Annotated in this window: 22 protein-coding genes and 1 tRNA gene; 11 read left to right on the forward strand and 12 right to left on the reverse strand. The window is 62.3% G+C overall.

Translation table 11 applies throughout. From position 1 onward, the window contains the following. Positions 1 to 7 precede the first annotated feature (7 nt). Positions 8 to 2,347 (reverse strand): ATP-dependent Clp protease ATP-binding subunit ClpA, encoded by a 2,340-nt coding sequence (gene clpA / locus MQW79_RS02975; RefSeq protein WP_476586743.1) that lies wholly within the window; start codon positions 2,345 to 2,347, stop codon positions 8 to 10. A gap of 9 nt (positions 2,348 to 2,356) precedes the next feature. Beyond that, entirely contained in the window at positions 2,357 to 2,776 is a 420-nt protein-coding gene (clpS, locus tag MQW79_RS02980; protein ID WP_476586744.1) for an ATP-dependent Clp protease adapter ClpS, read from the reverse strand. Between the two features lie 336 nt (positions 2,777 to 3,112). Here clpS and MQW79_RS02985 point away from each other — a divergent pair, with 336 nt between their 5' ends. Both MQW79_RS02985 and MQW79_RS02990 read left to right on the forward strand, forming a co-directional pair. Continuing rightward, the gene (locus MQW79_RS02985; protein WP_476586745.1) at positions 3,113 to 4,681 is read left to right on the forward strand and encodes a serine hydrolase; all 1,569 of its coding nucleotides are present in this window, start codon (positions 3,113 to 3,115) and stop codon (positions 4,679 to 4,681) included. 122 nt (positions 4,682 to 4,803) lie between these two features. Next, the gene (locus MQW79_RS02990; protein ID WP_476586746.1) at positions 4,804 to 5,076 is read left to right on the forward strand and encodes a hypothetical protein; all 273 of its coding nucleotides are present in this window, start codon (positions 4,804 to 4,806) and stop codon (positions 5,074 to 5,076) included. A gap of 168 nt (positions 5,077 to 5,244) precedes the next feature. Here MQW79_RS02990 and MQW79_RS02995 read toward each other — a convergent pair whose 3' ends face one another. The 4 genes from MQW79_RS02995 to MQW79_RS03010 all read right to left on the reverse strand — a co-directional run bounded on the left by MQW79_RS02995 (position 5,245) and on the right by MQW79_RS03010 (position 10,800). Beyond that, positions 5,245 to 6,606 (reverse strand): MATE family efflux transporter, encoded by a 1,362-nt coding sequence (locus MQW79_RS02995; RefSeq protein WP_476586748.1) that lies wholly within the window; start codon positions 6,604 to 6,606, stop codon positions 5,245 to 5,247. Positions 6,607 to 6,868: 262 nt separating this feature from the next. Then, a tRNA-Leu gene (locus MQW79_RS03000) sits at positions 6,869 to 6,952 on the reverse strand. A gap of 56 nt (positions 6,953 to 7,008) precedes the next feature. Continuing rightward, positions 7,009 to 9,486, reverse strand: a complete 2,478-nt coding sequence (locus MQW79_RS03005) for a penicillin-binding protein 1A (RefSeq protein WP_476586749.1) — start codon at positions 9,484 to 9,486, stop codon at positions 7,009 to 7,011. A gap of 84 nt (positions 9,487 to 9,570) precedes the next feature. Then, on the reverse strand, positions 9,571 to 10,800 hold the full coding sequence (locus MQW79_RS03010) for an N-acetylmuramoyl-L-alanine amidase (RefSeq protein ID WP_476586751.1): 1,230 nt from the start codon (positions 10,798 to 10,800) through the stop codon (positions 9,571 to 9,573). A 560-nt stretch (positions 10,801 to 11,360) separates the two neighbouring features. On the opposite strand from MQW79_RS03010, the gene MQW79_RS03015 reads away from it, so the two are divergent. Next, entirely contained in the window at positions 11,361 to 14,054 is a 2,694-nt protein-coding gene (locus MQW79_RS03015; protein WP_476586753.1) for an Rne/Rng family ribonuclease, read from the forward strand. A 233-nt stretch (positions 14,055 to 14,287) separates the two neighbouring features. Here MQW79_RS03015 and MQW79_RS03020 read toward each other — a convergent pair whose 3' ends face one another. Both MQW79_RS03020 and MQW79_RS03025 read right to left on the reverse strand, forming a co-directional pair. Further along, the gene (locus tag MQW79_RS03020) at positions 14,288 to 14,794 is read right to left on the reverse strand and encodes a GNAT family N-acetyltransferase (protein WP_476586755.1); all 507 of its coding nucleotides are present in this window, start codon (positions 14,792 to 14,794) and stop codon (positions 14,288 to 14,290) included. Next, positions 14,795 to 15,946: a pyridoxal phosphate-dependent aminotransferase gene (locus MQW79_RS03025; RefSeq protein ID WP_476586756.1), complete on the reverse strand. Its 1,152-nt coding sequence runs from the start codon at positions 15,944 to 15,946 to the stop codon at positions 14,795 to 14,797. It abuts the gene before it with no gap. A 150-nt stretch (positions 15,947 to 16,096) separates the two neighbouring features. On the opposite strand from MQW79_RS03025, the gene MQW79_RS03030 reads away from it, so the two are divergent. The 6 genes from MQW79_RS03030 to MQW79_RS03055 all read left to right on the forward strand — a co-directional run bounded on the left by MQW79_RS03030 (position 16,097) and on the right by MQW79_RS03055 (position 20,853). After that, entirely contained in the window at positions 16,097 to 16,987 is an 891-nt protein-coding gene (locus MQW79_RS03030) for a DsbA family protein (RefSeq protein WP_476586757.1), read from the forward strand. 95 nt (positions 16,988 to 17,082) lie between these two features. Further along, positions 17,083 to 17,520 (forward strand): type II 3-dehydroquinate dehydratase, encoded by a 438-nt coding sequence (aroQ, locus tag MQW79_RS03035; protein ID WP_476586759.1) that lies wholly within the window; start codon positions 17,083 to 17,085, stop codon positions 17,518 to 17,520. A 33-nt stretch (positions 17,521 to 17,553) separates the two neighbouring features. Further along, positions 17,554 to 18,051, forward strand: coding sequence for an acetyl-CoA carboxylase biotin carboxyl carrier protein (accB, locus tag MQW79_RS03040; RefSeq protein ID WP_476586760.1), 498 nt, complete (start codon positions 17,554 to 17,556; stop codon positions 18,049 to 18,051). A 10-nt stretch (positions 18,052 to 18,061) separates the two neighbouring features. Continuing rightward, on the forward strand, positions 18,062 to 19,408 hold the full coding sequence (gene accC, locus MQW79_RS03045; RefSeq protein ID WP_476586761.1) for an acetyl-CoA carboxylase biotin carboxylase subunit: 1,347 nt from the start codon (positions 18,062 to 18,064) through the stop codon (positions 19,406 to 19,408). 39 nt (positions 19,409 to 19,447) lie between these two features. Then, positions 19,448 to 20,080: a leucyl/phenylalanyl-tRNA--protein transferase gene (aat, locus tag MQW79_RS03050; RefSeq protein ID WP_476586762.1), complete on the forward strand. Its 633-nt coding sequence runs from the start codon at positions 19,448 to 19,450 to the stop codon at positions 20,078 to 20,080. Next, complete coding sequence (locus tag MQW79_RS03055; RefSeq protein ID WP_476586763.1) at positions 20,077 to 20,853, forward strand: APH(3') family aminoglycoside O-phosphotransferase; 777 nt, start codon at positions 20,077 to 20,079, stop codon at positions 20,851 to 20,853. The genes aat and MQW79_RS03055 overlap by 4 nt, the downstream gene beginning before the upstream one ends. 171 nt (positions 20,854 to 21,024) lie before the next feature. Here the strand turns inward: MQW79_RS03055 and MQW79_RS03060 are convergent, their stop codons facing one another. From MQW79_RS03060 to MQW79_RS03075, 4 genes are all read right to left on the reverse strand, one after another. After that, positions 21,025 to 21,522: a GyrI-like domain-containing protein gene (locus tag MQW79_RS03060; protein WP_476586764.1), complete on the reverse strand. Its 498-nt coding sequence runs from the start codon at positions 21,520 to 21,522 to the stop codon at positions 21,025 to 21,027. A gap of 13 nt (positions 21,523 to 21,535) precedes the next feature. Next, on the reverse strand, positions 21,536 to 22,321 hold the full coding sequence (locus tag MQW79_RS03065) for an SDR family NAD(P)-dependent oxidoreductase (protein ID WP_476586765.1): 786 nt from the start codon (positions 22,319 to 22,321) through the stop codon (positions 21,536 to 21,538). Positions 22,322 to 22,401: 80 nt separating this feature from the next. Then, positions 22,402 to 22,824: a DUF2155 domain-containing protein gene (locus MQW79_RS03070; RefSeq protein WP_476586767.1), complete on the reverse strand. Its 423-nt coding sequence runs from the start codon at positions 22,822 to 22,824 to the stop codon at positions 22,402 to 22,404. A 12-nt stretch (positions 22,825 to 22,836) separates the two neighbouring features. Further along, entirely contained in the window at positions 22,837 to 23,223 is a 387-nt protein-coding gene (locus tag MQW79_RS03075; protein ID WP_476588175.1) for an NADH:ubiquinone oxidoreductase subunit NDUFA12, read from the reverse strand. Between the two features lie 154 nt (positions 23,224 to 23,377). On the opposite strand from MQW79_RS03075, the gene MQW79_RS03080 reads away from it, so the two are divergent. Further along, entirely contained in the window at positions 23,378 to 24,325 is a 948-nt protein-coding gene (locus tag MQW79_RS03080) for a phosphotransferase family protein (RefSeq protein ID WP_476586768.1), read from the forward strand. After that, complete coding sequence (locus MQW79_RS03085) at positions 24,322 to 25,506, forward strand: MFS transporter (protein WP_476586769.1); 1,185 nt, start codon at positions 24,322 to 24,324, stop codon at positions 25,504 to 25,506. The genes MQW79_RS03080 and MQW79_RS03085 overlap by 4 nt, the downstream gene beginning before the upstream one ends. Positions 25,507 to 25,553 lie beyond the last annotated feature (47 nt).

Here is a 25,553-nt window from a genome sequence, read left to right on the forward strand (position 1 = left end):
CAGAACCTCAGTTCTTTTCGGCGGTCGCCTTCGGCTTCTTGGGCCGCGGCAGCGCCTTGGGCTTGGCCGGGCGCGGCGGCACCGCTACCAGTTCCAGCTTGGCTTCGGAACCTTCACCGACAACGGCCACGGTCACCGACCCGCCATTGACCAGCTCGCCGAACAGCACCTGGTCGGCCAGCGGCTTCTTGACGTGTTCCTGGATCACGCGGCCCAGCGGGCGCGCGCCCATGCGTTCGTCATAGCCATGCTCGGCCAGCCAGTCGGCAGCTTCCGGCGTGAGGTTGATCGTGACGCCGCGTTCGGCCAGTTGGCCCTCAAGCTGCAGCACGAACTTCTCCACCACGCGACGCACGGTTTCGCGCGGCAGCGGCGCAAAGGAGATGATGGCATCGAGCCGGTTGCGGAATTCGGGGCTGAAGGTGCGATTGATCGCCTCTTCGTCGTCCCCCTGCTCGCGCTTGCGGCCAAAGCCGATAGGCGAACGAGCCAGTTCTGCAGCGCCGACATTGGACGTCATGATCAGGATGACATTGCGGAAGTCCACCGCCTTGCCGTTGTGATCGGTCAGCTTGCCATGATCCATCACCTGCAACAGCACATTGTAGAGATCCGGATGCGCCTTCTCAATTTCGTCCAGCAGCACCACGCTATGCGGATGCTGGTCGACGCCATCGGTCAGGAGGCCGCCCTGGTCGAAGCCCACATAGCCCGGAGGGGCACCGAGCAGACGGCTGATCGTGTGGCGCTCCATATATTCCGACATGTCGAAACGGAGCAGTTCCACGCCGAGCGTATCGGCGAGCTGCTTTGCAACTTCCGTCTTGCCGACACCGGTCGGGCCGGTGAACAGGTACGAGCCGATCGGCTTTTCCGGTTCCCGCAGGCCCGCACGCGCCAGCTTGATGGCTGAAGACAGCGCAGTAATCGCCGAGTCCTGCCCGAACACCACCGTCTTGAGGCTCTGTTCGAGACCCGACAGCAGTTCCGCGTCGGACTTGCTGACCGACTTGGGCGGAATGCGCGCGATCGTGGCAACCGTGGCTTCGATATCCTCGACGTCGATCACCTTCTTGCGCTGGTCTTCAGGCAGCAGCTTCTGGCTGGCCCCAGTCTCGTCGATCACGTCGATCGCCTTGTCCGGAAGCTTCCGGTCGGTGATGTAGCGGGCGCTCAGTTCCACGGCCGACTTGATGGCCTCGTCGGTATAGGTGACCTTGTGGAATTCCTCGAAATAAGGCTTCAGGCCCTTCACGATCTCGATGGCATCGGGAACGGTTGGTTCGTTGACGTCGATCTTCTGGAAGCGCCGCACCAGGGCACGGTCCTTCTCGAAGAACTGGCGATACTCCTTGTAGGTGGTCGAGCCGATGCAGCGGATCGCACCCGAAGCCAGGGCCGGCTTCAGGAGATTCGAAGCATCGAGCGCACCGCCCGAAGTGGCGCCGGCGCCGATCATGGTATGGATTTCGTCGATGAAGAGCACCGCATTGGGCATCTTCTCGAGTTCCTTCATCACCGCCTTTAGGCGCTCCTCGAAGTCGCCACGATAACGGGTGCCGGCCAGCAGCGCGCCCATGTCGAGCGCATAAATGACCGCTTCCTGCAGGACTTCGGGCACATCGCCCTCGATGATCTTGCGTGCGAGGCCCTCGGCAATTGCCGTCTTGCCCACGCCCGCGTCACCCACATAGAGCGGGTTGTTCTTCGAGCGGCGGCAAAGCACCTGTATCGTGCGACGTAGCTCGGCATCGCGCCCGATCAGCGGGTCGATCTTCCCGAGCCGCGCCTTCTCGTTGAGGTTGACGCAGAAATCGGCAAGCGCCGAACTCTTCTTGGCTTCCGGGCCACCTTCGGCATGGCTCTCGCCATCCTCGGCGCCCCGCACCTTGCGCTCTTCGCTGGGGCCAGACTTGGTAATACCGTGGGAGATGAAGTTGACCGCGTCGAGCCGGCTCATGTCCTGCTGTTCCAGGAAATAGGCGGCATGGCTCTCGCGCTCGGCAAAGATGGCGACGAGCACATTTGCACCCGTAACCTCTTCGCGACCGGATGACTGGACGTGAATGACAGCGCGCTGGATGACGCGCTGGAACGCGGCGGTCGGCCGCGCGTCCTGGCCGTTCTGCACGACCAGGCTGTCCAGTTCTTCATTGATAAAGTCCTCGAGGTCGCTCTTCAGGGCGTCGATGTCGACGTCGCACCCTGTCAGCACGGCCACGGTGTCGCGGTCGTCGGTCAGGGCCAGGAGCAGGTGCTCGAGGGTCGCAAACTCATGGTTGCGCTCACGGGCCAGGTTCATCGCCTGGTGCAGGGCCTTTTCGAGTCCGCGCGAAAATGAGGGCATATGATGTTCCTACTGTTTTTCCATCACGCATTGCAGCGGATGCTGGTTCTTGCGAGCCGTATCCATCACGCGGGTCACCTTGGTCTCGGCAACCTCGTATGGATATACGCCACACTCACCCACCCCCTTCTGGTGTACGTGCAGCATGATGCGCATGGCGTCTTCGCGTGACTTGTTGAAGACGTCCTGGAGCACCAGAACGACGAATTCCATCGGCGTGTAGTCGTCGTTGAGTAGTAGCACCCGATAGAGGTTCGGGCGCTTGGTTTTGGGACGCGTTTTGGTCACCGTCCCGGTTTCGAAATCGGCATCGTTCCCGCCCCGGCGGCCGCCATCGTCGTCCTTGGGACCAGCGGTGAGGCGCGAAAGCGTCTGCGGCCGGATTTCGGACGGCAGGGTCGGGTGAGGCAGTAAGGGAGTCATGGTCATGGCAGTCGCTCTGTCGCCAGAGGAAACGAAGCAGTGGGTTGGACCCATTATGTAGGCAAAATCAGGCCCGTGTTAAGGGCCAACCCATCCCGAAAATGTGACCAGGCCCGAAGTCCCCGTCAGGGAACCTTTTTCACCCCCAAGGCGGCCCTGGCGCGGGCAGTCTGTTGCCCAATTGAGCCAGACCGTCAGAAATCGATCACATTTTACGGTTTCGTAACGGGCGATCGTTAACCTGCACAAGGGCTGGAATTTCGCGGTTTGGGGACACGCGAGGGCCGGCTGCGTTGAATGTGTGCGTACGGGCAGAAGTCCGATAAGTAATTGGAGTACCGGGTGATTTTCCTGGCTAAGACCCCCTTTCACGTCGTCTTTTTCCGTGCTGTCGCGGCCATTGCTTTTGTTCTGACCGTCAGCATCTCAGCTGCAGCACCTGCTCACGCGATCGAAAATCTCCGCAAGTATGCGGGCATTGTCGTCGACGCGAAATCCGGTAGCATTCTTTACGAAGAGCAAGCAGATTCAAAGCGTTACCCGGCCTCTGTCGCCAAGGTGATGACGCTTTATGTGCTCTTCCAGGAGCTGCAGGCCGGGAACCTCAGCCTCTCCACCAAGATGACCGTCTCCCGGCATGCTGCCTCGGCAGTGCCGACCAAGCTCGGCCTGCGCGCCGGCTCGACGATTTCGGTAGAAGACGCCATCAAATCCCTCGTCACGCTGTCGGCCAATGACATGGCCCGCGTGATCGCCGAGCATATCTCGGGCACTGAATCCAAGTTCGCCGAGCGCATGACCGCCACGGCCCGGGCCATGGGCATGCGCAGCACGACCTACCGCAACGCTTCGGGATTGCCCGATGGTGGCCAGGTCACCACCGTGCGCGACCAGGCCATCCTCGGCATCGCCGTCTACCAGCACTTCCCGCAGTATTACGAGTTCTTCCAGACCACGAGCTTCCGCTATGGTGGCAAGACCTATGGCAACCACAACCGCGTGCTGGGCTATATGGGCGCCGTCGACGGCATCAAGACCGGCTATATCAACGCCGCCGGCTCGAACCTGCTGACCGCGGCCCGCAAGAACGATCGCCACATCGTCGTCGTCGCCTTCGGCTTCAATTCGGCCGCCTCGCGTGACGAAAAAGTTCGCCAGCTGGTCTCGAACTACCTCGAAAAGGGCCGCCGCGGCGACTACCTGCAGACCGCCATGGTTCCGGTTCCAGGCCGTCAGGGCAACACCCAGTTCGCACTGGCCCAGCCCCGCAAGCCGACCTTCGCCATGCCCACGCCCATGCCCGACTTCCGCCTGGCAGAGCTGGTTGCCAACAACGGCGCTCAGCCGCAGGTTGCCCTGGCATCGGCCAGCCCCGTCGGCATGCCGACTCCCGCCCCGACCGACCTTGGCCTCACGTCGGCAGCACAGGCCGCCGCCGTCCTTGCAGCGCCGAGCCAGCCCGAAGCCATCTATCCCAACCAGGACGTGATCGGTGCGTGGCTGAGCGAAACCTACAACCTTGGTGCTCCTCCGGCCGCCCTTGGCCAGACTGCTCCCTCCAGCCCGCTCCTCCCGCCGGGATCGGTCGACGATGGTGCTGCTCCCGCTGCCTCCGGCCAGCCGGTTGACCTGATGCATTCCGGTTCGGTTGCCGATGCGGCCCCAGTCAGCGGCTGGATCGTCCAGATCGGTGCCGGCCCGTCCGAAACCAGTGCCCGCGCCATGCTCTCCGATGCGGCCGGCAAGGTTGGTTCGCTCGGTGACTTCCGCTCCTATGTCGAGCCATTCGAAAAGAATGGCCAGACCTTCTACCGCGCCCGCTTCGTCGGCTTTGGCGACCGCGATGCCGCTACCACCATGTGTAACCAGCTCAAGGACCAGGACATGTCGTGCCTGGCGATGCAGGGCTGAGGCAAATTCCGGCACGGCGGACCAACCGCCGGCTGGACGGACCTCAGTGAGGTCCAGAGCAGACAGGCGGCGCGTGTTTGCCGCTTCTGGGATCAATTGGTGCTTGTGTATGGAGTAGCCCAATGAGTGACCGCAATGCCTTGATCGAACTGGCCAACTTCGTTGGTCGTTCGCCTCTCGCTTCGCCGGATATGAAGGTTCGCAACAAGGCACTCTCGGGCATGACGGAGCGCATGCTGCCGCGCCAGAAGCGTTCTGTGGGCGATTTGCTAGGCGTGGTCATGGCCCTCTCGGCCCGAACCCGTCGCATGGCCCAGGACCCGGTTCACGTCGAAGTCGACGTCTTCGCCCCTGGTGGCAAGCGCGCTATCCGCATGATCCTTGGCGAGAATTGAGCTTTCCGGCCAATAGTTTTCGGCAATGCAGGGCCCCACGGGGCCCTTTTCGTTTTCCGGCCCGAGGCCCCAGTCGGCAAGGAGAGCTTTCGGGCAACCAGCAGCAATAGAATGGCCCGCCCGACGATCTGCCGGGCGGGCCATTGGCGTTGATCGTGTTACCGCGCCCTAGACAAGCGCCTCGATCTTCTTGCGCTTCCATACGAACTGATACCAGGCGGCCTGCAGCACCAGCATGGCGGTGAAGCTGGCCGCATAGGCCACCCAGATACCGGTCAGCCCCAGGCTGGTCTGGCTCAGCCAGACGGCGCCCGGCAGTTCGATCAGCAGGATACAGGCCAGCGACAGGATCATCGGCGCGTAGACAGTGCCGCTGGCACGCATGATACCCGAAAAGATCACGCTCCAGCCGAAGCACAGGATGCTCCACAGCACGACATGAAGGAGTGTCTCAGTCAGCTCAACCACGGCCGGATCGGTGATGAACAGCGCCACCAGGTGCTGGCTGAACAGATAGGCAAGAATGATGAGGCCGCCGGTTATGATCAGATTGAGGACCAGGGCCGTACGGGTGATTTCGCCCAACTGGTCATTGCGGCGGGCGCCAATGGCCTGTGCGGCGAAGATCGAGGCTGCAATGCCAATCGACATGGCCGGGAACTGGACATAGCTCATCACCTGCCCCAGCGCGCCATAGGCTGCCGTTGCATCGGAGCCGAAGCGATTGACGAGGCCGACAACAACGATACCGGCGATGGACGAGATGACCATTTGCAGACCCGCCGGAACACCAAGCTTCAGGATCAGCCCAAGCAGCCTGAAGTCCGGGCGCAGCATGGCTCCGAGCAGAACGGCGTCAGGAGCCATCGGCATGTTCCGCGCTCGCATATAGACGAACAGGAACACAAGCACGGTCACAAAGCCGGCGATCATGGCCCAGGCAGCGGCATCGACGCCCAATTGCGGCAGGCCGAACCACCCCTGGATCAGGGCGGGAGTTACGACGAGGCTCACGGCCATCGACATGATCAGTGACAGCAAGGGTGTGATCGTGTCGCCCACCCCACGCAGCACCGAGGTCACGACGAGGAACAGAAAGAAGCCGGGCATGCCGATCAGCACGATCCGCGCATAGCTGACCGCCATCGGCAGGATGTTTTCGGGCGCACCGAGGACAGTCATGATCTGTTCGGTGAAAATACCGCCAAACACCGCCACGGCAAGTCCCAGGACAATAGCTGCAGTCAACGTTGTCCCGGTGATCTGCTTGACCTTGTTGATGTCGCGCGCGCCCCAGGCCTGGCCAATCAGCACCGTCGAGCCGGAGGACAAGCCGATGATGAAGCTCATCAGGAAGAACATGATGGGGAAGAACGTCGCGGTCGCCGCCAGGGCTTCAACGCCGATCATCTGTCCAACATAGATGGAATTGACCGTGCCAGAGAGCGCCTGAAGGATATTCGAAGCCATCAGCGGCACGAGGAAAAATGCAAACCGCTGCCAAAGTGGGCGGGTGGAATGGGGGTTCATGCGAACGCTCCGGAAAACAACAATGGGCGCGTCATAGCTCTGGCCCCATATCCGGCTGCTGTCGAAAAAGCTGGCAGTCGGCCGGGGGGACCAATTCACACCGCGGAAATTGCGGTGCCGGCTGGACGGGCGCTGGAGGCTGGGCAATGACGAGCGACTGCATACGCCTCACCTACGAAGGCGTCAATCTGGCGCAAAAACAATGCTGCCCCGTGGCTCATAGCGGCACAGGGATTGCGTCAAGGCGACAATTTCGAGGAACTGGTGCCCCCCGCCGGACTCGAACCGGCACGCCTCGCGGCGGAGGATTTTGAGTCCTCTGCGTCTACCATTCCGCCAGAGGGGCACGGGCACGGTTCCTAGCCGAGAAGTCTGCGCCGCGCAACAGCCTGCGCGACGATCTCACCAGCGGCCGGGCGACTGCTCGAAGCTGGGGTCCAGGAAGGTGCCATTGCCGCTCGGTTGCGTCGTATAGCCCCCGCCATACTGCTGCTGCATCATCTGCTCGCGCTGCATGGCATCGAACGCTTGGACATCGAGACCAATGACCGAAGTCATCAAATTCGGCCCCGTACCCGGCTTGAAGGCCTCGGCAATGGCCGCCTCGCCCTCGAAGGCCTTTACGCCTGTGGACGGGTTGATCCATGCCGTCTGCATGCCCGCAGGCACGTTGAACGGCGTAGCGGGCTTCCCCTGCAGCGCGTTGGCCATGAAGCTGGTGAAGATCGGCACGGCCATATCGCCGCCGGTCGAGGCCGAACCCATCGAGCGCGGCTGGTCGTAGCCAATATAGATGCCGACGGCCAATTCAGGCGTGAAGCCCACGAACCAGGCGTCCTTGTAGTCGTTGGTTGTGCCCGTCTTGCCCGCGACCGGGCGGTTGAGTGCCTTGGCCTTGGTGCCCGTGCCGCGCTGCACGACGCCTTCCATCATCGAGGTGATCTGGTAGGCCGTCATCGGGTCGAGCACCTGCGGGCGGTTGTCGAGAATGCGGGGTTCCCCCTGCCCGTGCCAGTCCGTCGCCTCGCAGCCCTCGCAGACCCGCTGGTCATGGCGGTAAACGGTCTCGCCGTAGCGATCCTGAATACGGTCAATCAGCGTCGGCACGATCTTGCGCCCGCCATTGGCGATGGTCGCATAGGCGGCGGTCATGCGCATGGCCGTGGTTTCCCCGGCGCCAAGAGCCATGGCCAGCACGGGCTGCATATTGTCATAGATGCCGAAGAGCTGTGCATAGTCGGCGATCAGCGGCATGCCTATGTCGCGCGCCAGCCGCACAGTCATCACGTTGCGGCTGCGCTCGATGCCACGCCGCAGCGTCTGCGGGCCATAGAATTCCTGCGAGTAGTTCTCCGGTCGCCAGACCGAGCCATCGGACATCCGCACTTCCACCGGCGCGTCGAGCACCACCGAGGCCGGCGTATAGCCATTGTCGAGCGCTGCGGCATAGACGATGGGCTTGAACGACGAGCCCGGCTGCCGCAAGGCCTGCGTCGCGCGGTTGAACTCGCTTTCGGCGAAGGAGAAGCCGCCGACCATGGCCAACACGCGCCCCGTGCGCGGGTCCATGGCCACGAGCGCCCCCTCGATCTCGGGCACCTGCTCCAGCGTGTAGACGCCGCTCTGACCGGACACCGGCGAAACATAGACGACGTCGCCAACCTTGAGCAGATCCTGCACCGGCTGGGAAACCCACTTGATCTCGGGTCCCGACAAGGTCCCCTCGATACGGTCGCTGGCAATGGCACCGTCGACATCATTGTCCGGCCGCAACCCGATGCGCGCCTGGTTGCCGCCCACTTCCAGCACAACGGCAAGCTGCCATTCGGGCACGTCGCTCAGCGGAGCAATCGCCGCGACCGCCGTGCCCCAATCTTCACCCAGCTCGATACTCGCGACCGGCCCGCGGAAACCGCGACGGTGGTCGAAATCGACAAGACCGTCCATCAATGCCCGGCGCGCATATTCCTGCAGTCGTGGCTCGAGGGTCGTGCGCACCGAAAGCCCGCCACCGTAAAGCTGGTCCTCGCCATAAAGCTTGGCCAAGTCGCGCCGTACTTCCTCGGTAAAATACTCGGCCGAATAGAGCTGGCTGCCTGCAGCGCGCGGAATGACATTGAGCGGCTCCTTCTGGGCGGCAGACGCTTCTTCATAGGTCACGTAGCCATTCTCGACCATGCGATCGATCACCCAGTTGCGGCGCTCGATAGCCGCTTCCGCCCGGCGGAACGGATGATAATTGTTCGGCCCCTTGGGTAGCGCCGCGATATAGGCGGCCTCCGGCAGCGTCAACTGGTACAGCGCCTTGTCGAAGTAATTGAGTGCCGCTGCCGCCACACCGTAGGAATTAAGGCCGAGGAAGATTTCGTTGAGATAGAGCTCGAGGATCTTGTCCTTGGAAAAGGTCGACTCGATCCTCAGTGCCAGCACCGCTTCCTGGATCTTGCGATCCCAGGTCTGCTCCGACGTCAGCAGGAAATTCTTGGCCACCTGCTGCGTGATGGACGAGCCGCCACCCTGGATGGAACTGTCCCCGTCGAGCCGCGCCAACACATTGTCGCGCAGCGCGCGGATCACGCCATCCACGGCAATGCCGCTATGGCTGTAGAAATCCTTGTCCTCGGCCGAGAGGAACGCTTCCACCACCAATGGAGGTACCGTCTCGATCGGCTGGAACAGGCGGCGCTCGCGCGCATATTCAGCGAGCAGCGTGCCATCGGCCGCATGCACGCGCGTCGTCACCGGCGGCTGATAGTCCTGAAGCACGGTATAGTCGGGCAGTTGCGCCGTCACCGCGACCAGATACACGGCCGCAACGCCGACCCCGCCGAGGGCGACAAACATGCCGAAACCGAACAGCCATCCAAGCAGACGAAACATCTGGTCAGACCCTCCCGGACGCGAAAGCGGTCATGCCGGAATCATAGCAGAAGCACGTCGCCCTGTTCATCACTCGAGCGCGCCTCACTGTTCTTCCTCCAGGCCATCGAAATAGGTCGAGATACCGCGGGCAATGGCTTCTGCGGTGCGATCCCGCCAGTCCGACTGCATCAGGTTGGCCATGTCGTTGGCATTGGACAGGAAACCCAGTTCCACCAGAACCGAAGGCACATCGGGGGCCTGCAACACAAAGAAATCCGCCTGGCGAACCGGAAAACGCCGCAGCTGCACGCTTGGTTCAAGCTGGTGCACGATGGATTGGGCTGCGTCATAGGATTGCACCCGCATTTCGCGGCGCATCAGGTCGAGCAGAATATCGACCACTTCGGGGGCCATCGTCGTCGGCATGGTGAAACCGGCGATCACATCCGAGGCGTTCTCGTTGTCGGCAAGCACCTTGTCGAGCACGTCTGTCGCGTTCTCATCGCGCGTATACACAGAGGCCCCGCGAATCTCGGGCTGCTGGAAACTGTCGGCATGCAGCGAAATGAACAGATCCGCCTTGTTGGCACGGGCGAGGTCGACCCGCTCCTCCAGGCGGAGATAAGAATCGTCTTCGCGTGTCAGCGCGACGTCAAACCGGCCGGACGCGACCAGCAGTTCCTGAAGACGCAGAGAAAAGGCGAGGACGATGTCCTTTTCCTTTACGCCCTCGGCGGTCTCTGCGCCGCTGTCGATACCGCCATGGCCGGGGTCGATGACGACGAGCGGGCGGCTGTCGCTGGCAACTTCCGAACCACCGGCCGGCGTGGACACAGCCGGCGCGGCCACCGACTCGGACGCTTGCTTGTCACGCTCGACATTGGCCGCAAACTCCTCGGCTGTAGCCGGAATGATGTCGACCACAAGGCGGGCAGGCTGACCGTCAAAAGCGTCCAGAACATAGGCCTGCTGGACCTGAGCAGGCCCACGCAGCGTCAACGTCGTCCGGACACGATCTGCAGCGGCCTGCTCGATGACATAGGCCTCGACCAATCCCTCTTCCGGTGCGCCTTCGGGGTCTGGCACCGAAAAGGTGCCAGCCCGCACGTCGATCGCCAACCGATCGGGATCTTCCAGTGAAACGAAGGAAAAGGCCGTGCGCTCGGCGAGGTCGACCACCAGTCGGGCCCTGTCGGCCGTCGCGGTAACCCGCGCGTCGATCACGTTGGGCAAAGGAGGCAGTACGGCCGCATCCTGCGCCTGGGCAAAGACAAGGCTGGCCAGGACGGCCAGGGCGCCCAGTGCAAGGCGTATCAGAAAATTCTTGGTCAAGACGTCGACCGGCTCCCCAGAGACTGGGCCGCTAGTTGCCGCGCAGATACGGCGATTCTTCGGCAGATGTGGCCTTATGCGATGATTTGCGCCATGGGCCAAGGAATGAGGTGGTAAATCCGCTCGGCTGACACCAATTTGACTTTCCTGTTGCCATTCGGGTGCAACTTTTCTACACGCTTAGGGAGCAGGCACGTGTGTTTCGCGGTCGTTTTCGGGGCAATCACTTCGCCCCCTATGGCCCGGAACGGAAGTTGCGGTTCTACGGCCTGCAATAACGAATTTCGGTCCAGCCGGACCGGACGGTGTCAGGCCGACGGCCTGACATCCAAAAGGAAGAGGTCATATGGCCCGCTGGCGAACAGAGCGCGACGCGATCGAGACTACCGATTGCCGCTTTGCTTCGCCTTATTCGCCGGCCAAGACCGAACACACCAGGGCGCTGAACGTGAGAGGTTCGCGCCGCCAAACATCAAACCTATTCGCCCCGCAATGCGCCACGAACAGGATGCCGGCTATCCGGTTCCCCTTTGTCGGCGCGCGGGTGCGCGGAGCTCAATATGGCGACCAAAAGAATGCTGGTGGATGCCATCCACCCGGAAGAAACGCGGATTGTCGTTACCTCAGGTAACCGTCTCGAGGAGTTCGATTTCGAATCGGCGGCCCGCCGCCAGCTACGAGGCAATATCTACCTCGCCAAGGTGACCAGGGTCGAACCGTCCCTGCAGGCTGCCTTCGTCGAATACGGCGGCAATCGCCACGGCTTCCTCGCCTTCTCGGAAATCCACCCCGACTATTACCAGATCCCGGTGGCCGACCGCGAAGCCCTGCTGCGCGACGAAGAGCACGAGGAAGAGCACCACGACGAGGCCGAGGACAATATCTCGCTGCCCGAGGGTGTGACCGAGCCTGACGCGGAGGCCGACCCGCAGGAGCCGGGCGACGCCAGCCATATCGAGCAGGCCCCCGCCAATACCGAACCGGTCGAATCGATCGGCGGCGCGGACGCGCTCGAGGAAGTGCCGGAACGTCGCCGTTCCAGCCAGCAGCGCCGCCACCAGTACAAGATCCAGGAAGTCATCAAGCGCCGCCAGGTCATGCTGGTGCAGGTCGTCAAGGAAGAGCGCGGCAACAAGGGCGCGGCCCTGACCACCTACCTTTCGCTTGCCGGTCGCTATTCCGTGCTCATGCCCAATACCGCCCGTGGCGGCGGCATTTCGCGCAAGATCACCAATGCTGCCGACCGCAAGCGCTTGAAGGAAATCACTGCCGATCTCGAAGTGCCCCAGGGCATGGGCGTGATCCTGCGCACCGCCGGTGCCTCGCGCACAAAGGCCGAGGTGAAGCGCGATTTCGAGTACCTGATGCGCCTGTGGGAAAGCGTGCGCACATTGACGCTGGAAAGCTCGGCGCCATGCCTCGTCTACGAGGAAGGCTCGCTGATCAAGCGCACCATCCGCGACCTCTACAACAAGGACATCGATGAAGTTCTCGTGGCCGGCGAAAATGCCTATCGCGAGGCCAAGGACTTCATGAAGATGATCATGCCGTCCCACGCCAAGAACGTGAAGCCGTACGGTGAAGAGCAGCCGCTCTTCTCCAAGTTCGGCGTCGAGAACCAGCTCGACCAGATGTTCTCGCCGACGGTCACCCTGCCCTCGGGCGGCTATATCGTCATCAACCCGACCGAGGCGCTTGTTTCGATCGACGTGAACTCAGGCCGCTCCACCAAGGAGCACAATATCGAGGACACCGCCCTCCAGACCAATCTGGAAGCGGCCGAGGAAGTCGCCCGCCAGCTCCGCCTGCGCGATCTGGCCGGCCTCATCGTCATCGACTTCATCGATATGATGGAGAACCGCTCCAACCGGGCGGTCGAGCGCAAGCTCAAGGATTGCCTCAAGGATGATCGCGCCCGCATCCAGGTCGGCCGCATCTCCCATTTTGGCCTCATGGAAATGAGCCGCCAGCGCATCCGCTTCGGCGTGGTCGAAAGCTCGACCCACAAGTGCCCGATCTGCGACGGCACGGGCCTCGTGCGTTCGGTCGAGTCGCTGGCGCTGATGATCATGCGCCACATCGAGGATCACGTTCTGCGCAAGCAGGGCCAGTCGATCAACGTCCGCGTTCCGGTCGAAGTCGCGCTCTATATCCTCAACTACAAGCGCGAGACTCTTTCGCAGCTTGAAGTGCGCAACAGCCTCAGCATCACCATCACTGCAGACGGCAAGATGACCGGCCACCAGTTCGCTATCGAAAAGGGCGAAACGCGCGTTTCGGCCTATGCCGATCAGCGTGCGGCCGCCCACGTCCGGGTTGATAGCGCCGTCATCGAGGACATCGTCGAAGAAGAAGACGATGCCGAAGTCGAAGTCGAGGAGACCGAAGAAGCCGAGGTCCGCACCACTGAGCAGGGCGAGGGCGAAGGCAATGGTCGTCGTCGCCGCCGCCGTCGTCGTCGCGGTGGTCGTGGCGGAGATCAGCCGAGCCAGCAGGCAGCAGATGGCGCCACCGGTTCCGATGCCGACGCAGAAGGCGACTCGGAGGACGAAGGCGAGGGTAGCGACGAGGCATCCGCACGCGCCGAGGGTGATGCTGATGGCGAAAACCGCCGTCGTCGCCGTCGTGGCCGTCGTGGTGGGCGTCGCAACCGCCGTGATCAGAATGGTGACGGCACTGGCGAAACCGCCGAAGCTGCTGTCTCCGCTCCGGTGGATGCGGTTGTCGACCATGTCGAGGTGAATGCCGAACCCGCGGTCGAAGCAGCTCCGGAAGCCGACGCTTCGGCAGAAAAGCCCAAGCGCAGCCGTCGCAAGAAGGTTGCTGAAACCGAGGAATCGGCACCCGCTGAAACCACTCCGGTTGAAGCCACCACTGATGCCTCTGCTGCGCCGGGCGAAGACGAAAAGCCCAAGCGCAAGCCGCGGACACGCAAGAAAGCTGAAACGGCGGAAGTCGCAGCCGATGTGGCGGTCACCGAAGCCGCCCCGGCCAAGGCACCGCGCGCTCGCAAGGCCAAGGCCGCAGCTCCGGCAGCCGAGGCGCCCGTCGCCGAAACCCCGGCAGCCGAAGCGTCTGCCGCTGAAGAGAAGCCGGCCCGTGCCCGCCGTGTGAAGAAGGAACTGCCGCCTGAAGGCGTCGTGGTCACCTCCAGCCCGGCCCCCGCCGAGCAGGCAGCGCCCCCCGCCGAAGGCGAGACCGAGCCGCCGAAGAAAAAGGCCGGCTGGTGGCAGCGCCGCCTCGGCCTCGGCTAGAAACAGCAAGGGCGGCCCTCGGGCCGCCCTTTTCATTTCGGGGTATGCGCCATTGCCGCAAAACCCACAGTGCCACCCTCGGGCCTGCCCCGAGGGCCTCTCCGAGCTCACCCGAAAGCCAACGCGTTCTTCGTCACCACCCGGCTTGACCGGGTGGTCCACGTCTACGCGCAAGCCGCCGCATGGATTGCCCGGTCAAGCCGGGCAATGACACTGAACAAAAGCACAGCGTCTCAGTGCCCAGCAAAATATCGGTAAACCACATCGCCCTCGTCCTGGGGCGTCGCCGCATCGTCGCGGACGCCACCAAGCCGCGCCGACACAGCCATCGACTTGTGGTTCTCTGGATCGAAGTAGCTCACAAGGGTATCAAGCTTGAGCACGTCGAACGCCCAATCTTTCAACGCACCACCGGCCTCGGTGGCAAAGCCACTGCCCTCAAAACCGTCATAGAGCATCCAGCCCAGTTCCTTTTCGGGGAACATCGGCCCGTGATTGATCCCGACCTGACCCACGCACTCTCCAGTGTCCCTGAGGTCAACCATCAGCGCGCCGTGGCCATAGAGCTCCCACATGGCGACATCGCTCGAGAACATCCCCCACGCAGCCCAGCGCAGATGCGGTCCGCCCATCATCCGCGATCGTTCCGACGCCATGAATTCCGCGTAGGCGGGATAATCCGCCATGGTGGGCGCACGGAGCAACAGGCGCTCTGTTGTCAGAACTGGAATACTGCCCATCTAGCCACCCGTCGCCAGGAACACCCGCATCCGCTCCAGCGCCTCTTCGACTGAGCGCTCGGTACCCGCATAGCTGAACCGCACGAAGCCGTTGCCGTCTGTCCGGTCAAAGTCGATCCCAGGGGTCGCCGCGACACCGGCGCGATCAAGCATGGTGAGGCAGAAATCCATCGCATCATTTGAGAACCGGCTGATCCCGGCATAGGCATAAAAGGCCCCGTCGCCATCGGCAGGCAGGTCGAAACCCAGCTCGCGAAGCCCCTGCCCCAGCAATCGACGGTTCTGCGAATAGGCTGCCTTCTGCATTTCCGAATAGTCGCGCTCACCAAGCGCCACCGTCGCCGCAATCTGACTCAGGGTCGGCGCCGAGATGAACAGGTTCTGCTGCAGGATTTCCGCACGCCGGATCAGGCTTTCCGGCAGCACCATCCAGCCGATGCGCCAGCCGGTCATGCAATAGTATTTCGAGAAGCTGTTGATGATGATGGCGTCGCGCGTCAGCTCGAGCGCACTGACCGAAGGACCTGCATAGTCCAGTCCATGGTAGATCTCGTCCGATATAAAGGTCACGCCCAGCCGCGCGCATGTCGCCACAATGTCGGCAAGCTGTTCGCGATCGACTGACGCGCCGGTCGGATTGGCCGGACTGGCAAACAGCAACCCGTCGAAGGGTTGTCCCGCGTGTGCCGCCTCGATCTGGGCGCCGGTCAGGCGCCAGCCATTCTCAGCACTCACCGGAATTTCCGCAATGCCGAAGCCCAGACCCAGCAGCGTATTCACATAGGCCGGATAGCCCGGCCGGGTGATGGCGATGCGGGCGCCCGGCCTGAACGCCGTGTGGAAAGCCAGGATGAACCCGGCCGACGATCCCATCGTCGCCAGGATCAATTCCGGGTCTAAGCTGACCCCATGTTGCCGTTCATAATAGGTAGCCAGGGCCTCCCTCAGGCTCGTGAGCCCCTTGGCATTGGTATAGCCCTGCGGCTCCGGCAGGGCCTTCGACACCGCCTCGATCACCCTCGGCGCCGGCGGCGCACCGGGTTCGCCCACTTCCAGGTGGCACACGGTACGACCTTGAGATTCAAGCGCTTTTGCGCGCTTGAGAATATCCATGGCGAAAAAGGGCATCAACCCGTCGGCGGAAATCGTCATGCCATCGTCCTTATATTGCCCCCGGCCTAGCCCGAAGCGCCGCGCTTCTCAACAACATTTGAACACCCAGCCGCCATCATCGCCCCAACCGGCTGCGACTCGCGCCTGAGGTCTGATAGATATGGAAAACTGTTTCGACCGGAGCCGACCATGAATCGCCTTTCCATAGTGCTGGCCGCAACCACGGGCCTTCTCGCCGGCGCGCTGGGCTATTCCCTGGTCAATCAACCCCAGCCGCAGACTGATCCCGTTGCGGTACGAGCCATCGTCGAGCAGATCATGCAGGAACAGGCCGCCTTGGCAGCCATCAGCGCCTCGGTCACGCCAACTCCCGTCGAGGTGGCGCCACAGACGACCGCGGCATCCATCGATCCAGCGGTGCTCAACCCCCTGATCGAGCAATATCTGATGAGCGATCCGAAGGTGCTGCAGCGCGTATCGACAGCGCTTGAGGCGACGCTTCGCAAAGAAGAAAGCGTCCGCACGCAAACGGCCATGGCCGACTTCCATGACAAGATTTTCAACGCACCGGACCAGATCGTCCTCGGCAATCCCGATGGCGACGTCACGCTGGTGGAGTTCTTTGACTACAATTGCGGCTATTGCCGTGCCGCGCTGCCCGATATGGCGGCTCTCATCGCTGAAGACCCGGACCTCAAGGTCATCCTGAAGGAATTCCCCATCCTCTCCAACGAATCCATCGATGCCGCACGCGTCGGTGTTCTGGTCGGGGCCACCGATGCCGACTACTGGGAGTTCCATCAGGCGCTTTTCACCAGCCGTGGCAAGGTCGACAAGGCCGTTGCCCTGTCGGCTGCCGAAACCCTGGGCCTGTCATCCGCTGAGCTCGAACCTAAAATGGATGACGATAACGTCGCTCAAACCATTCAGGCGTCTTATGAAATTGCCCAGGCTCTGGGCATTACGGGCACCCCCACCTACATCATTGGTAACGAGATCATTCCCGGTGCGATCGGCGTGGACGAATTGCGCGCGCGTATCGCAGACATGCGTGCCTGCGGGCAGAGCCAGTGCAGCTAGCGGCCTCGGCTTGCTTCTGCCTTCTTTGCTTTTTAGTGCATTTCGTGTAACCGCCCTTGCGCCGGTCAAAAGCGCCGGTGCACAAGGCTTGGATCATGACCAAACGCGTTCTCGTCCTCAATGGCCCGAACCTCAACCTGCTCGGCACGCGCGAGCCGGGCACTTATGGTTCTGAAACGCTCAAGGATATCGAGCACCTCTGCAAGACTGCGGCTGATGAACTCGGCCTTAGCCTCGATTTCCGTCAGTCCAATCACGAAGGCGAGCTGGTCACCTGGATTCAGGATGCCCGCAAGACCGCCGACGGCATCCTCATCAATCCGGCTGCCTATTCACACACTTCGGTCGCCATTCACGACGCCCTGCGGGCCGTGAACCTGCCAGTAGCCGAAGTTCATCTCACCAATATCCATCAGCGCGAAGCATTCCGGCACCATTCCTATGTGTCGTCGGTCGCTTTCGGCGTCATTTGCGGCTTTGGGTCGCTTGGATATAAACTGGCCCTCGTGGCCTTGGCCGAAAAACTCAAATAACGCTTCCACGCCAGAAGCCGGGAGACCGACAGAATGACCAAGTCATCAGTGGATCAGGACCTGATCCGCGCCATCGCCGAACTGCTCAACAAGGAAAACCTCGCTGAGATCGAGATCGAGCAGGACGACCTTCGCGTTCGCGTTACGCGCTCCTACCCTGTAGAGGCCCCCGCCTACGCTCCTGCCCCCATGCAATACATGGCGCCGCACGCCGCACCTGCCGCTGCTGCTCCCAGCGCTCCAGCCGGTTCGGTAGCCCCCGCGGCACCAGCAAAGACCGAAGATCTGGCATCCAATCCCGGCACGCTGACGTCACCCATGGTCGGCACGGCCTACCGCTCGCCTGAGCCGGGCAAACCTGCCTTCGTCGATGTCGGCACCAAAGTTTCCGAGGGCCAGACAGTCCTCATCATCGAAGCGATGAAGACCATGAACCAGATCCCGGCGCATCGTTCGGGCACCGTCACCCGCATCCTGGTGGACGACGCTCAGCCGGTCGAATATGGCGAGCCGCTCGTCGTCATCGAGTAAGGGGGCGACCATGTTCCATAAGGTTCTCATCGCCAACCGAGGCGAAATCGCATTGCGCATCCTTCGCGCCTGCAAGGAAATGGGCATCCAGACCGTGGCTGTCCATTCCACGGCTGACGCCAATGCCATGCATGTGCGCCTCGCCGACGAAAGCGTGTGCATCGGCCCCAATGCCGCGCGCGACAGCTATCTCAACATCCCGGCCATCATGGCTGCCTGTGAGATCACCGGCGCAGACGCCGTGCATCCGGGCTACGGTTTCCTCTCGGAAAACGCCCGCTTTGCGAAAATCCTGACGGAACACAACGTCACCTTCATCGGCCCATCGGCGCACCATATCGAGATCATGGGCGACAAGATCACGGCCAAGAAGACCGCCGTAGAACTTGGCATTCCCGTGGTCCCCGGCTCCGCTGGCGCGGTGGAGACCGAGGAAGACGCCAAGAAGACTGCCAAGGAAATCGGCTATCCTGTCCTCATCAAAGCCACGGCCGGCGGCGGTGGTCGCGGCATGAAGGTCGCCAAGACCGAAAAGGACTTGCTCGAAGCCTGGTCGACAGCCCGTACCGAAGCTAAGGCCGCTTTCGGCAATGACTCGGTTTACATGGAAAAATACCTGGGCAAGCCGCGCCATATCGAAGTGCAGGTGCTCGGCGATGGCCAGGGCAATGCCGTGCATCTGGGTGTGCGCGACTGCTCGCTGCAGCGCCGCCATCAGAAGGTCTGGGAAGAGGCCGGTGGCCCGACCATTTCGCCGTCCGAACGCGACGAAATCGGCGAAATCTGCGCCGCCGCCATGCGCAAGCTGAAATATTCCGGCGCCGGCACGATCGAGTTCCTCTACGAGAACGGCGAGTTCTATTTCATCGAAATGAACACCCGCCTTCAGGTGGAGCACCCGGTCACCGAGCGCATCACCGGCATCGACATCGTCTACGAGCAGATCAAGGTCGCTTCGGGCGAAAAGCTCTCGATGACGCAGGATCAGGTGCAGTTCTATGGCCACGCCATCGAAGTGCGGATCAATGCCGAGGACCCGCAGACCTTTGCGCCCTCGCCCGGTACCATCACCTTCTACCACCCGGCCGGCGGCGTCGGCATCCGCGTCGATTCGGCGGTCTACCAGGGCTACAAAATCCCGCCCTATTACGACTCGCTGATCGGCAAGCTGATCGTCTATGGCCGCACCCGCGAAGAGTGTTTGAAGCGCCTCAGTCGCGCGGTGGACGAGTTCGTCATCGATGGCGTCAAGACCACGCTGCCGCTGTTCCAGCGCCTCCTCAAGGAGCAGGACATTCTGACCGGCAATTACGACATCCACTGGCTGGAAAACTTCCTGGCCAATAACAAGGCTTAAGGCATTGAGGGGCGCGGCAGCGCCCCTTATATTTCCAGCATGGCCCGGCGCACCGACCCCTTTACCGTCGAACTCACGCCCGAACTGATCGTGCGCGCCTATCGCGCCGGCATTTTCCCCATGGCCGAGGACGCTGAGGATACCGACATCTTCTGGGTCAGCCCGGACATGCGGGGCATCCTCCCGCTCGATGGCTTTCACGCCAGCAAGAGCCTGCGCAAGACCATGCGCAAATCCGGCTGGGACATTCGCGTCGACAGTGATTGGGGTGGGGTCATCGAAGGCTGTGCCACGGTCGGCTCGGACCGAGACACCACCTGGATTAACGCCACGATCCGCTCCGTCTACGGCGAACTGTTCAATCGCGGTGTCGCCCACACGGTCGAAGTCTGGGATGGCGACGAACTCATCGGCGGACTCTATGGCCTCGCCATCGGCGCTGCCTTTTTCGGCGAATCCATGTTTCACCGCCGCACCGACGCGTCAAAAATGGCCATGGCGCACCTGGTCGAGCGTCTCAATGCCGGCGGCTTCGAACTGCTCGATACGCAGTTCATCACCGATCATCTTGCCTCGCTCGGCGGCATCGAGATCACCCGTTCCGAATATGAAGACCGTCTGGTCCGCGCGACCTCGCGCGACGCCGACTGGCACGCCCTGGATCACCAATGACCAAGCCCGCAGCCCTCCCGGAAAGCCTCTCGCCCCTGCGCGACCTCGAATGGTCGCCCGTCACTATTGGCGAGTCTGGCGCTTCGGTCTGGCGCATTACGCTCGGCGACGGCAATTCCGTTTTCCTGAAATCTGAGCCGGTGCACGCGCTATCCGAATTGCCGGGCGAGATCGAACGCCTCAACTGGCTTACGCGCATGGGTTTCAAGGCTCCGCGCGTCATCGACGCCGAACAGTCCGCCGACCGCCTCTGGCTGTTGATGAGCGCCGTGCCCGGCGAGGACCTGACACACTATACCAGTCAGCCCGAAGTCTTCGTGCGCGCCTTTGCACAGGGCCTGAAGCGCTTGCATGCGCTCGACACGACCAACTGCAGCTTCAATCACGGCATCGAGGCCCGTCTGACTGAAGCCGAAGCCCGCGTGGCCGCTGGCCTTGTCGACGAAGCCGACTTCGACAGGGAGCGTAAGGGGTGGACGACCGACCAGATACTCGACTGGCTTCGCGCCCATCGCCCTTCCACCGAACAGCTCATCGTCACCCATGGCGATGCTTCCACGCCCAATGTGCTGGCGCTGGATGGCCGGTTCTCGGGCATGGTCGATTGCGGGCGCATGGGTCTAGCCGATGTCTGGCAGGACCTGGCCCTGGCCTGCCGCAGTATCGAGTTCAATATCGGCAAGGAACACATCGCGCCATTCCTCGCCGTATATGGCGCCGAATGGGACGAGGAAAAGTATCACTACTACTGCACGCTGGACGAGATGTTCTGAAGGCGCGGTGCAACGGTCAACGCAAGATATCGCCAACTCACGGTTCCGCCCTCGGGCTTAACCCGAGGGCCATTCTCAACAGCACCAGACAAGATATGTGCCCGCGACGAGTGGCCCTCGGGTCAGGCCCGAGGGCGGCTTCGCGGCAGCTCGGGCATAGTCAGCCCGCCCTCACTCCTTCAGCTTGAAAGCCAGTGTCGTCACCCACTTATCCATATCCGGCTCCTCGGCCGGATCGGTGTCGTAGGTTTCCAGCCGACAGGCAAAGTGATCGCCGTCGGGTTTTTCCTCGACATCGAACTGCTGCCCAGTCTGCCTCACCCAACCAATCAGCACGCCGGTGACGGTGATCAGCTGATCCGGATGCCCCGTCCAGCTCAACCCGATGAATTTTCCTGGTGGCAGCGTGCCGTTCCTCACCCTGCCCTCTTCCGGCCCGAGCTTTTCGACGGCAATGCCGGCCTCGACGTCCAGCGTGTCAGACATGTTGATGCGCCGGTAATTGTAGAAGGCGGCGCCCAATGGCCTGAGGCCATGCACTTCAACATGCGCGAACACCAGCGGAAAGCCTTCCTTTGCCGGCTTCTGCATCTGCCGCATGGTCACGGTGAAGGGCACATACACATAAGCCTGAGCTTTGCGCTCTTCCGTCTTCGGCAATGTCAGCATTCAGCTCTCCCCCTCAGTCGACCTGTGCGCCGCTGGTAGCGTTCGCGAGCGTTCCGGTCATGCTCGAGGCCAGATCGCTAGCCAGCAGCACGGCAGCATCCGCGCATTGGCTGAGCGACGAAATCCGCCGAAGCGGCGTATCCCTGGCAAATTCCATATGCAGCTCGTCAAAGGTCATGCCGCGCTCCTTGGCGTGGATAGTCCAGACTTCCTTGATCCCGGGCGTATCCGGCGATCCCGGCGAGCGCACCCAGCAGCAACGGACACCCTTGGGACCATTCTCGACCGCGAGATGCCGCAGGAAGTGCTCCACGGACGCGCAGGCAATGCCAAATCCGCCCATCTGGTTGAACGCCTGCCGACCGGCATTGGCGGTAAAGCCCAGGATCACACCGCCCCCGTTCTCGCCCATATGGCGGGCATAGGCTGTTCCGACATGGAACCAGGATTTGAGCCCGGTCTGGATCGGCCGCATGAAGGTTTCGAAGTCGTGGTCGACGAGGTCTGTGCCCTGCGAGTCACCCCAGGCGATGGCGCTGAAGAAGACTTTTACCGGCCCGCTCTGGGCCGTCACCTGCTCCAGATGCGCCGCAACCGAATCCGCACTGAGCGCGTCCGCCCGGCCCGCATAGGCCTTGCCGCCAGCTTCGCGGATTTCCCGGGCCAACGCTTCGAGCGGTTCGAGCCGCCTCGCCGCGAGGTGAACGACCGCCCCCTCGCGCGCGAATGCCCGCGCCACGGCGCTGCCAACGGCGCCGCTTCCTCCATAGACCACTGCCACCTTGTCCCTGAGCAACATGCTGTTCTCCCCGCGCGCAAATGCGCTTCCCTTCTGCGACGAAGGGCCGGTCAGGGATTAAACACGCATGGGAGAAAAAATCAGCGCTGGTCGGGCGGCGGGACGTTTGTCGAGGTTTTGCACTCGATCAGCCAGACATCATAAACCGCGTGGTCGACGGCATTCAGCGCCGGGCTATCGGCAAACATCCAACCGGTGAAAATTCGTTCCGTTGTGCCATCCAGGCTGCGCTGGTCGACTTCGAGGAAAGCCGAGGTCCGTTGCAACGTGTCGTTGCTGGGCCGGCTGTAGCAGGCCCGCGGTGTCAGCTCGAGCGCGCCAAAAAGCACGGTCTCGTCGATATAGACGTCAAAGCGGGTGATGCGTCCCGTGATCTTGTCGAGCCCGGCAAAAGTCGCGACGGGATTGGCCTGCGGCTGCGCCTGTGCAGGAGCCAGGCCCGCCAAGGCCAAAACGGCCGCTGTCAGCAGCGGCCGGAGCAGAGTTTTTAAAGAAATACGCAAACCGCCCTGCCCTTATTCGGGCGACCAGGCCTGGTAGTCGCCAGTCACGCGGGGGCGTTCGCCCTTGTTGAGCAGGCTGCCATCCGGCCGATAAGCCGCGGCGGTGCCGGTCAGGTTCGGCTGATGTGGCTTTTCCCAGGCGCGCGGCTCATACTTTGCATTTGCCGGCACGACATCCGAACGATGGTGCATCCAGCCATGCCAACCCGGCGGGATCGAAGAGGCGTCGGCATAACCACCAGCATAGGTGACATAGCGGCGGTTCGCCTTGCGATCCTGATAGTAGCGATTGCCGAATTCGTCGGAGCCAACGTAGTCCCCAAAACGGCGAATCCAGAGGCGCGTGCCCCAGGTGTTGCCGCCCCACCAGGCGAAGATTTCGGACAGGAACTGCTTGATACCGGATTGGGCCACGGGACGATTCCGAATTAGTAGGCGAATTGGCCTGCGGTTTAGCACGCTGGCGCGAGGGAGCCTAGTGCATGACAGGGAAAAGTCGTCGCGGGCAAGGCCACTGCTCGACAACGCCCCGCCGCTGCGCTCAGATGCCCGTATGACCGGCCAGCCCCATATTCCAAACGAAGCAACGGCCCGCGCCATCGTCGCCGACGTGCTTGACTGGCAAAATGCCAAAGCGCGCCGTTTCACCACCGGCCTCGCCTACTACGTCTTCGATATAGAGGATAACGGCGAGAATGTTGTTTTGCGTATTGGCCTTCCCGACCAGGCAGAGGCCATGGCGGACGGCCTCGCCCTCTGGCAGCGCCTGACTCCCCTAGGCGTTCCTCTCCCCGCGGTGATTGCCCACGGCATCAACGCCGGCCTGCCCTTTGTCATCATGACCCGTCTCGAAGGCACCGATCTGGGAAACGTCATGGCGGGACTCGACAGCATGCGGCTCGCCGCAATTGCGGTTCGCGTCGCTGATGCCCAGTTGGCCACTGCGCGACTCGGCCCGGCCCCGGGCTTCGGCTTCGCTGCCCGGCCTGAGACAACACCACACCGGTGTTGGAGTGACGTCATCGCTGCCGGCATCCGGCGCTCCGTCGAGCGCATTGCCGCCAACGGCCTCTTTCCGGTCAGCGTCGCCGCTCCGGTCCTTGAGCGCTTCGAGCGCCAACGGACCGTGCTCGATGACATGGCCCCGACGCCCTTCCTTCACGACACGACCACCAAGAATGTCATCGTCACGGCAACTGGCCAGTTTTCCGGCATTGTCGATGTCGACGACCTTTGCTACGGCGATCCCCGCTATGCCCCGGCCCTGACGCGCGCAGCCCTCCTCGCCTTCGGCGTCGGCCCGGCCAGCTATGTCGACCCCTGGATGGCCCGGATGCAATTGCAGCAGGACTCCATCTACTCTTTCTACGTGGCCGAGCTCCTGCTCAATTTCATGTCCGAGCACGGCATGAGCTTCAATGGCAATCCGGGACCATCCGACCCTGCCATGCGGGAGCATCTGGTCGCCCTCCTCGCCCATACGCTCGGCGAAGCACCATGAGCCTGAAGCGGTTTCTCGGCTGCTATTATGGCTATGCCTTTCTGTTCGACTTCATCCTCGCCTATGCCTTCTACACGGCCCTGTTCGAGCTCGAGGGAATCTCGATTGCCCAGATAGGCGTGCTGCTCGCTCTCTGGTCGGCATCCGCAATCGTGTTGGAAATGCCTTCCGGCGCGCTCTCCGATCACTTTGATCGTCGATGGCTGCTGGTCGCCGCTCCTTTGTTCAAAGCGCTGACCTTTCTGCTCTGGATCGCTGCAGCCGGAAATTTCTGGCTCTATGCGCTGGGCTTCCTGTCTTGGAGCCTCGCCCAGGCCCTCCAGTCCGGTTCCCGCGAGGCGCTGCTCTACGAGCGGATGGCACATGAAGGGCGGGAGGCGGAATTCGACAAGGTGCTGGGACGGGACAACGCAGCCGAGGAGCTCGGTATCGGCGCCGGCACATTGTTCGGTGGTTTCGTCGCCTACTATGGTTTCGAATACGGCCTCTGGCTCTCCATCCCGCCACTGTTGCTCGCGTCTGGCCTGGCGCTTTTCCTGCACGACCCCCGACGGTCAGGACCCGCATCCGAAGCCGACGAACCGGCAAGCAGTTACTTTTCGCATTTCATCGACGCCGGCAACGAGTTCAGGAAACACGCAGACCTGCGCTTCGTGACCACCTATATCGCGGCCGGCTTGATCGTTTTCGAACTCATCGAAGAGTTCGATCAGCTTTACTACCTTGCCGTCTCGCTCCCGATCTGGATGTGGGGTGTCTCAGGAGCGGCAGTTGAATTCATCTACGCGCTTTCAAGCATATTCGCCCACCGCCTTTCGGGAAGACCATATCTCGCCTGGCTCCTCCCGTTGATCGGCGGCGCACTGCTTGTCCTGGCCTCCATTGGCACCAGCCCCTGGTATGTGCTGCTGCTGTGCGCCGCCTATGTCGTCATGGCGCCAATCAGTGTGCTGGCAGAGTCCCGTTTTCACAGGGTCATGGACGGCCGGAGCCGCGCCACGACGACCTCTGCCCTCGTCATGGCCGAGAACGTCTCGGGCATCCTGGGCACGCTCGCCTTCGGTTTGCTGGCGGACCGGCTTGGCATCCTGCCCGCCTATGGCTGGGCGGGCCTGGCCATGGTTCCGCTCGCCATCTGGGTGATCTACAAGCAGCTCCAGGGCCTGAGGGCAACCGACTAGATGTGGTGTGCCAAGGTGTCATCGAATCGCCAAAAATTCTGACCTTG

The sequence above is a fragment of the Devosia sp. Micro-HW1 genome, assembly GCF_056341075.1.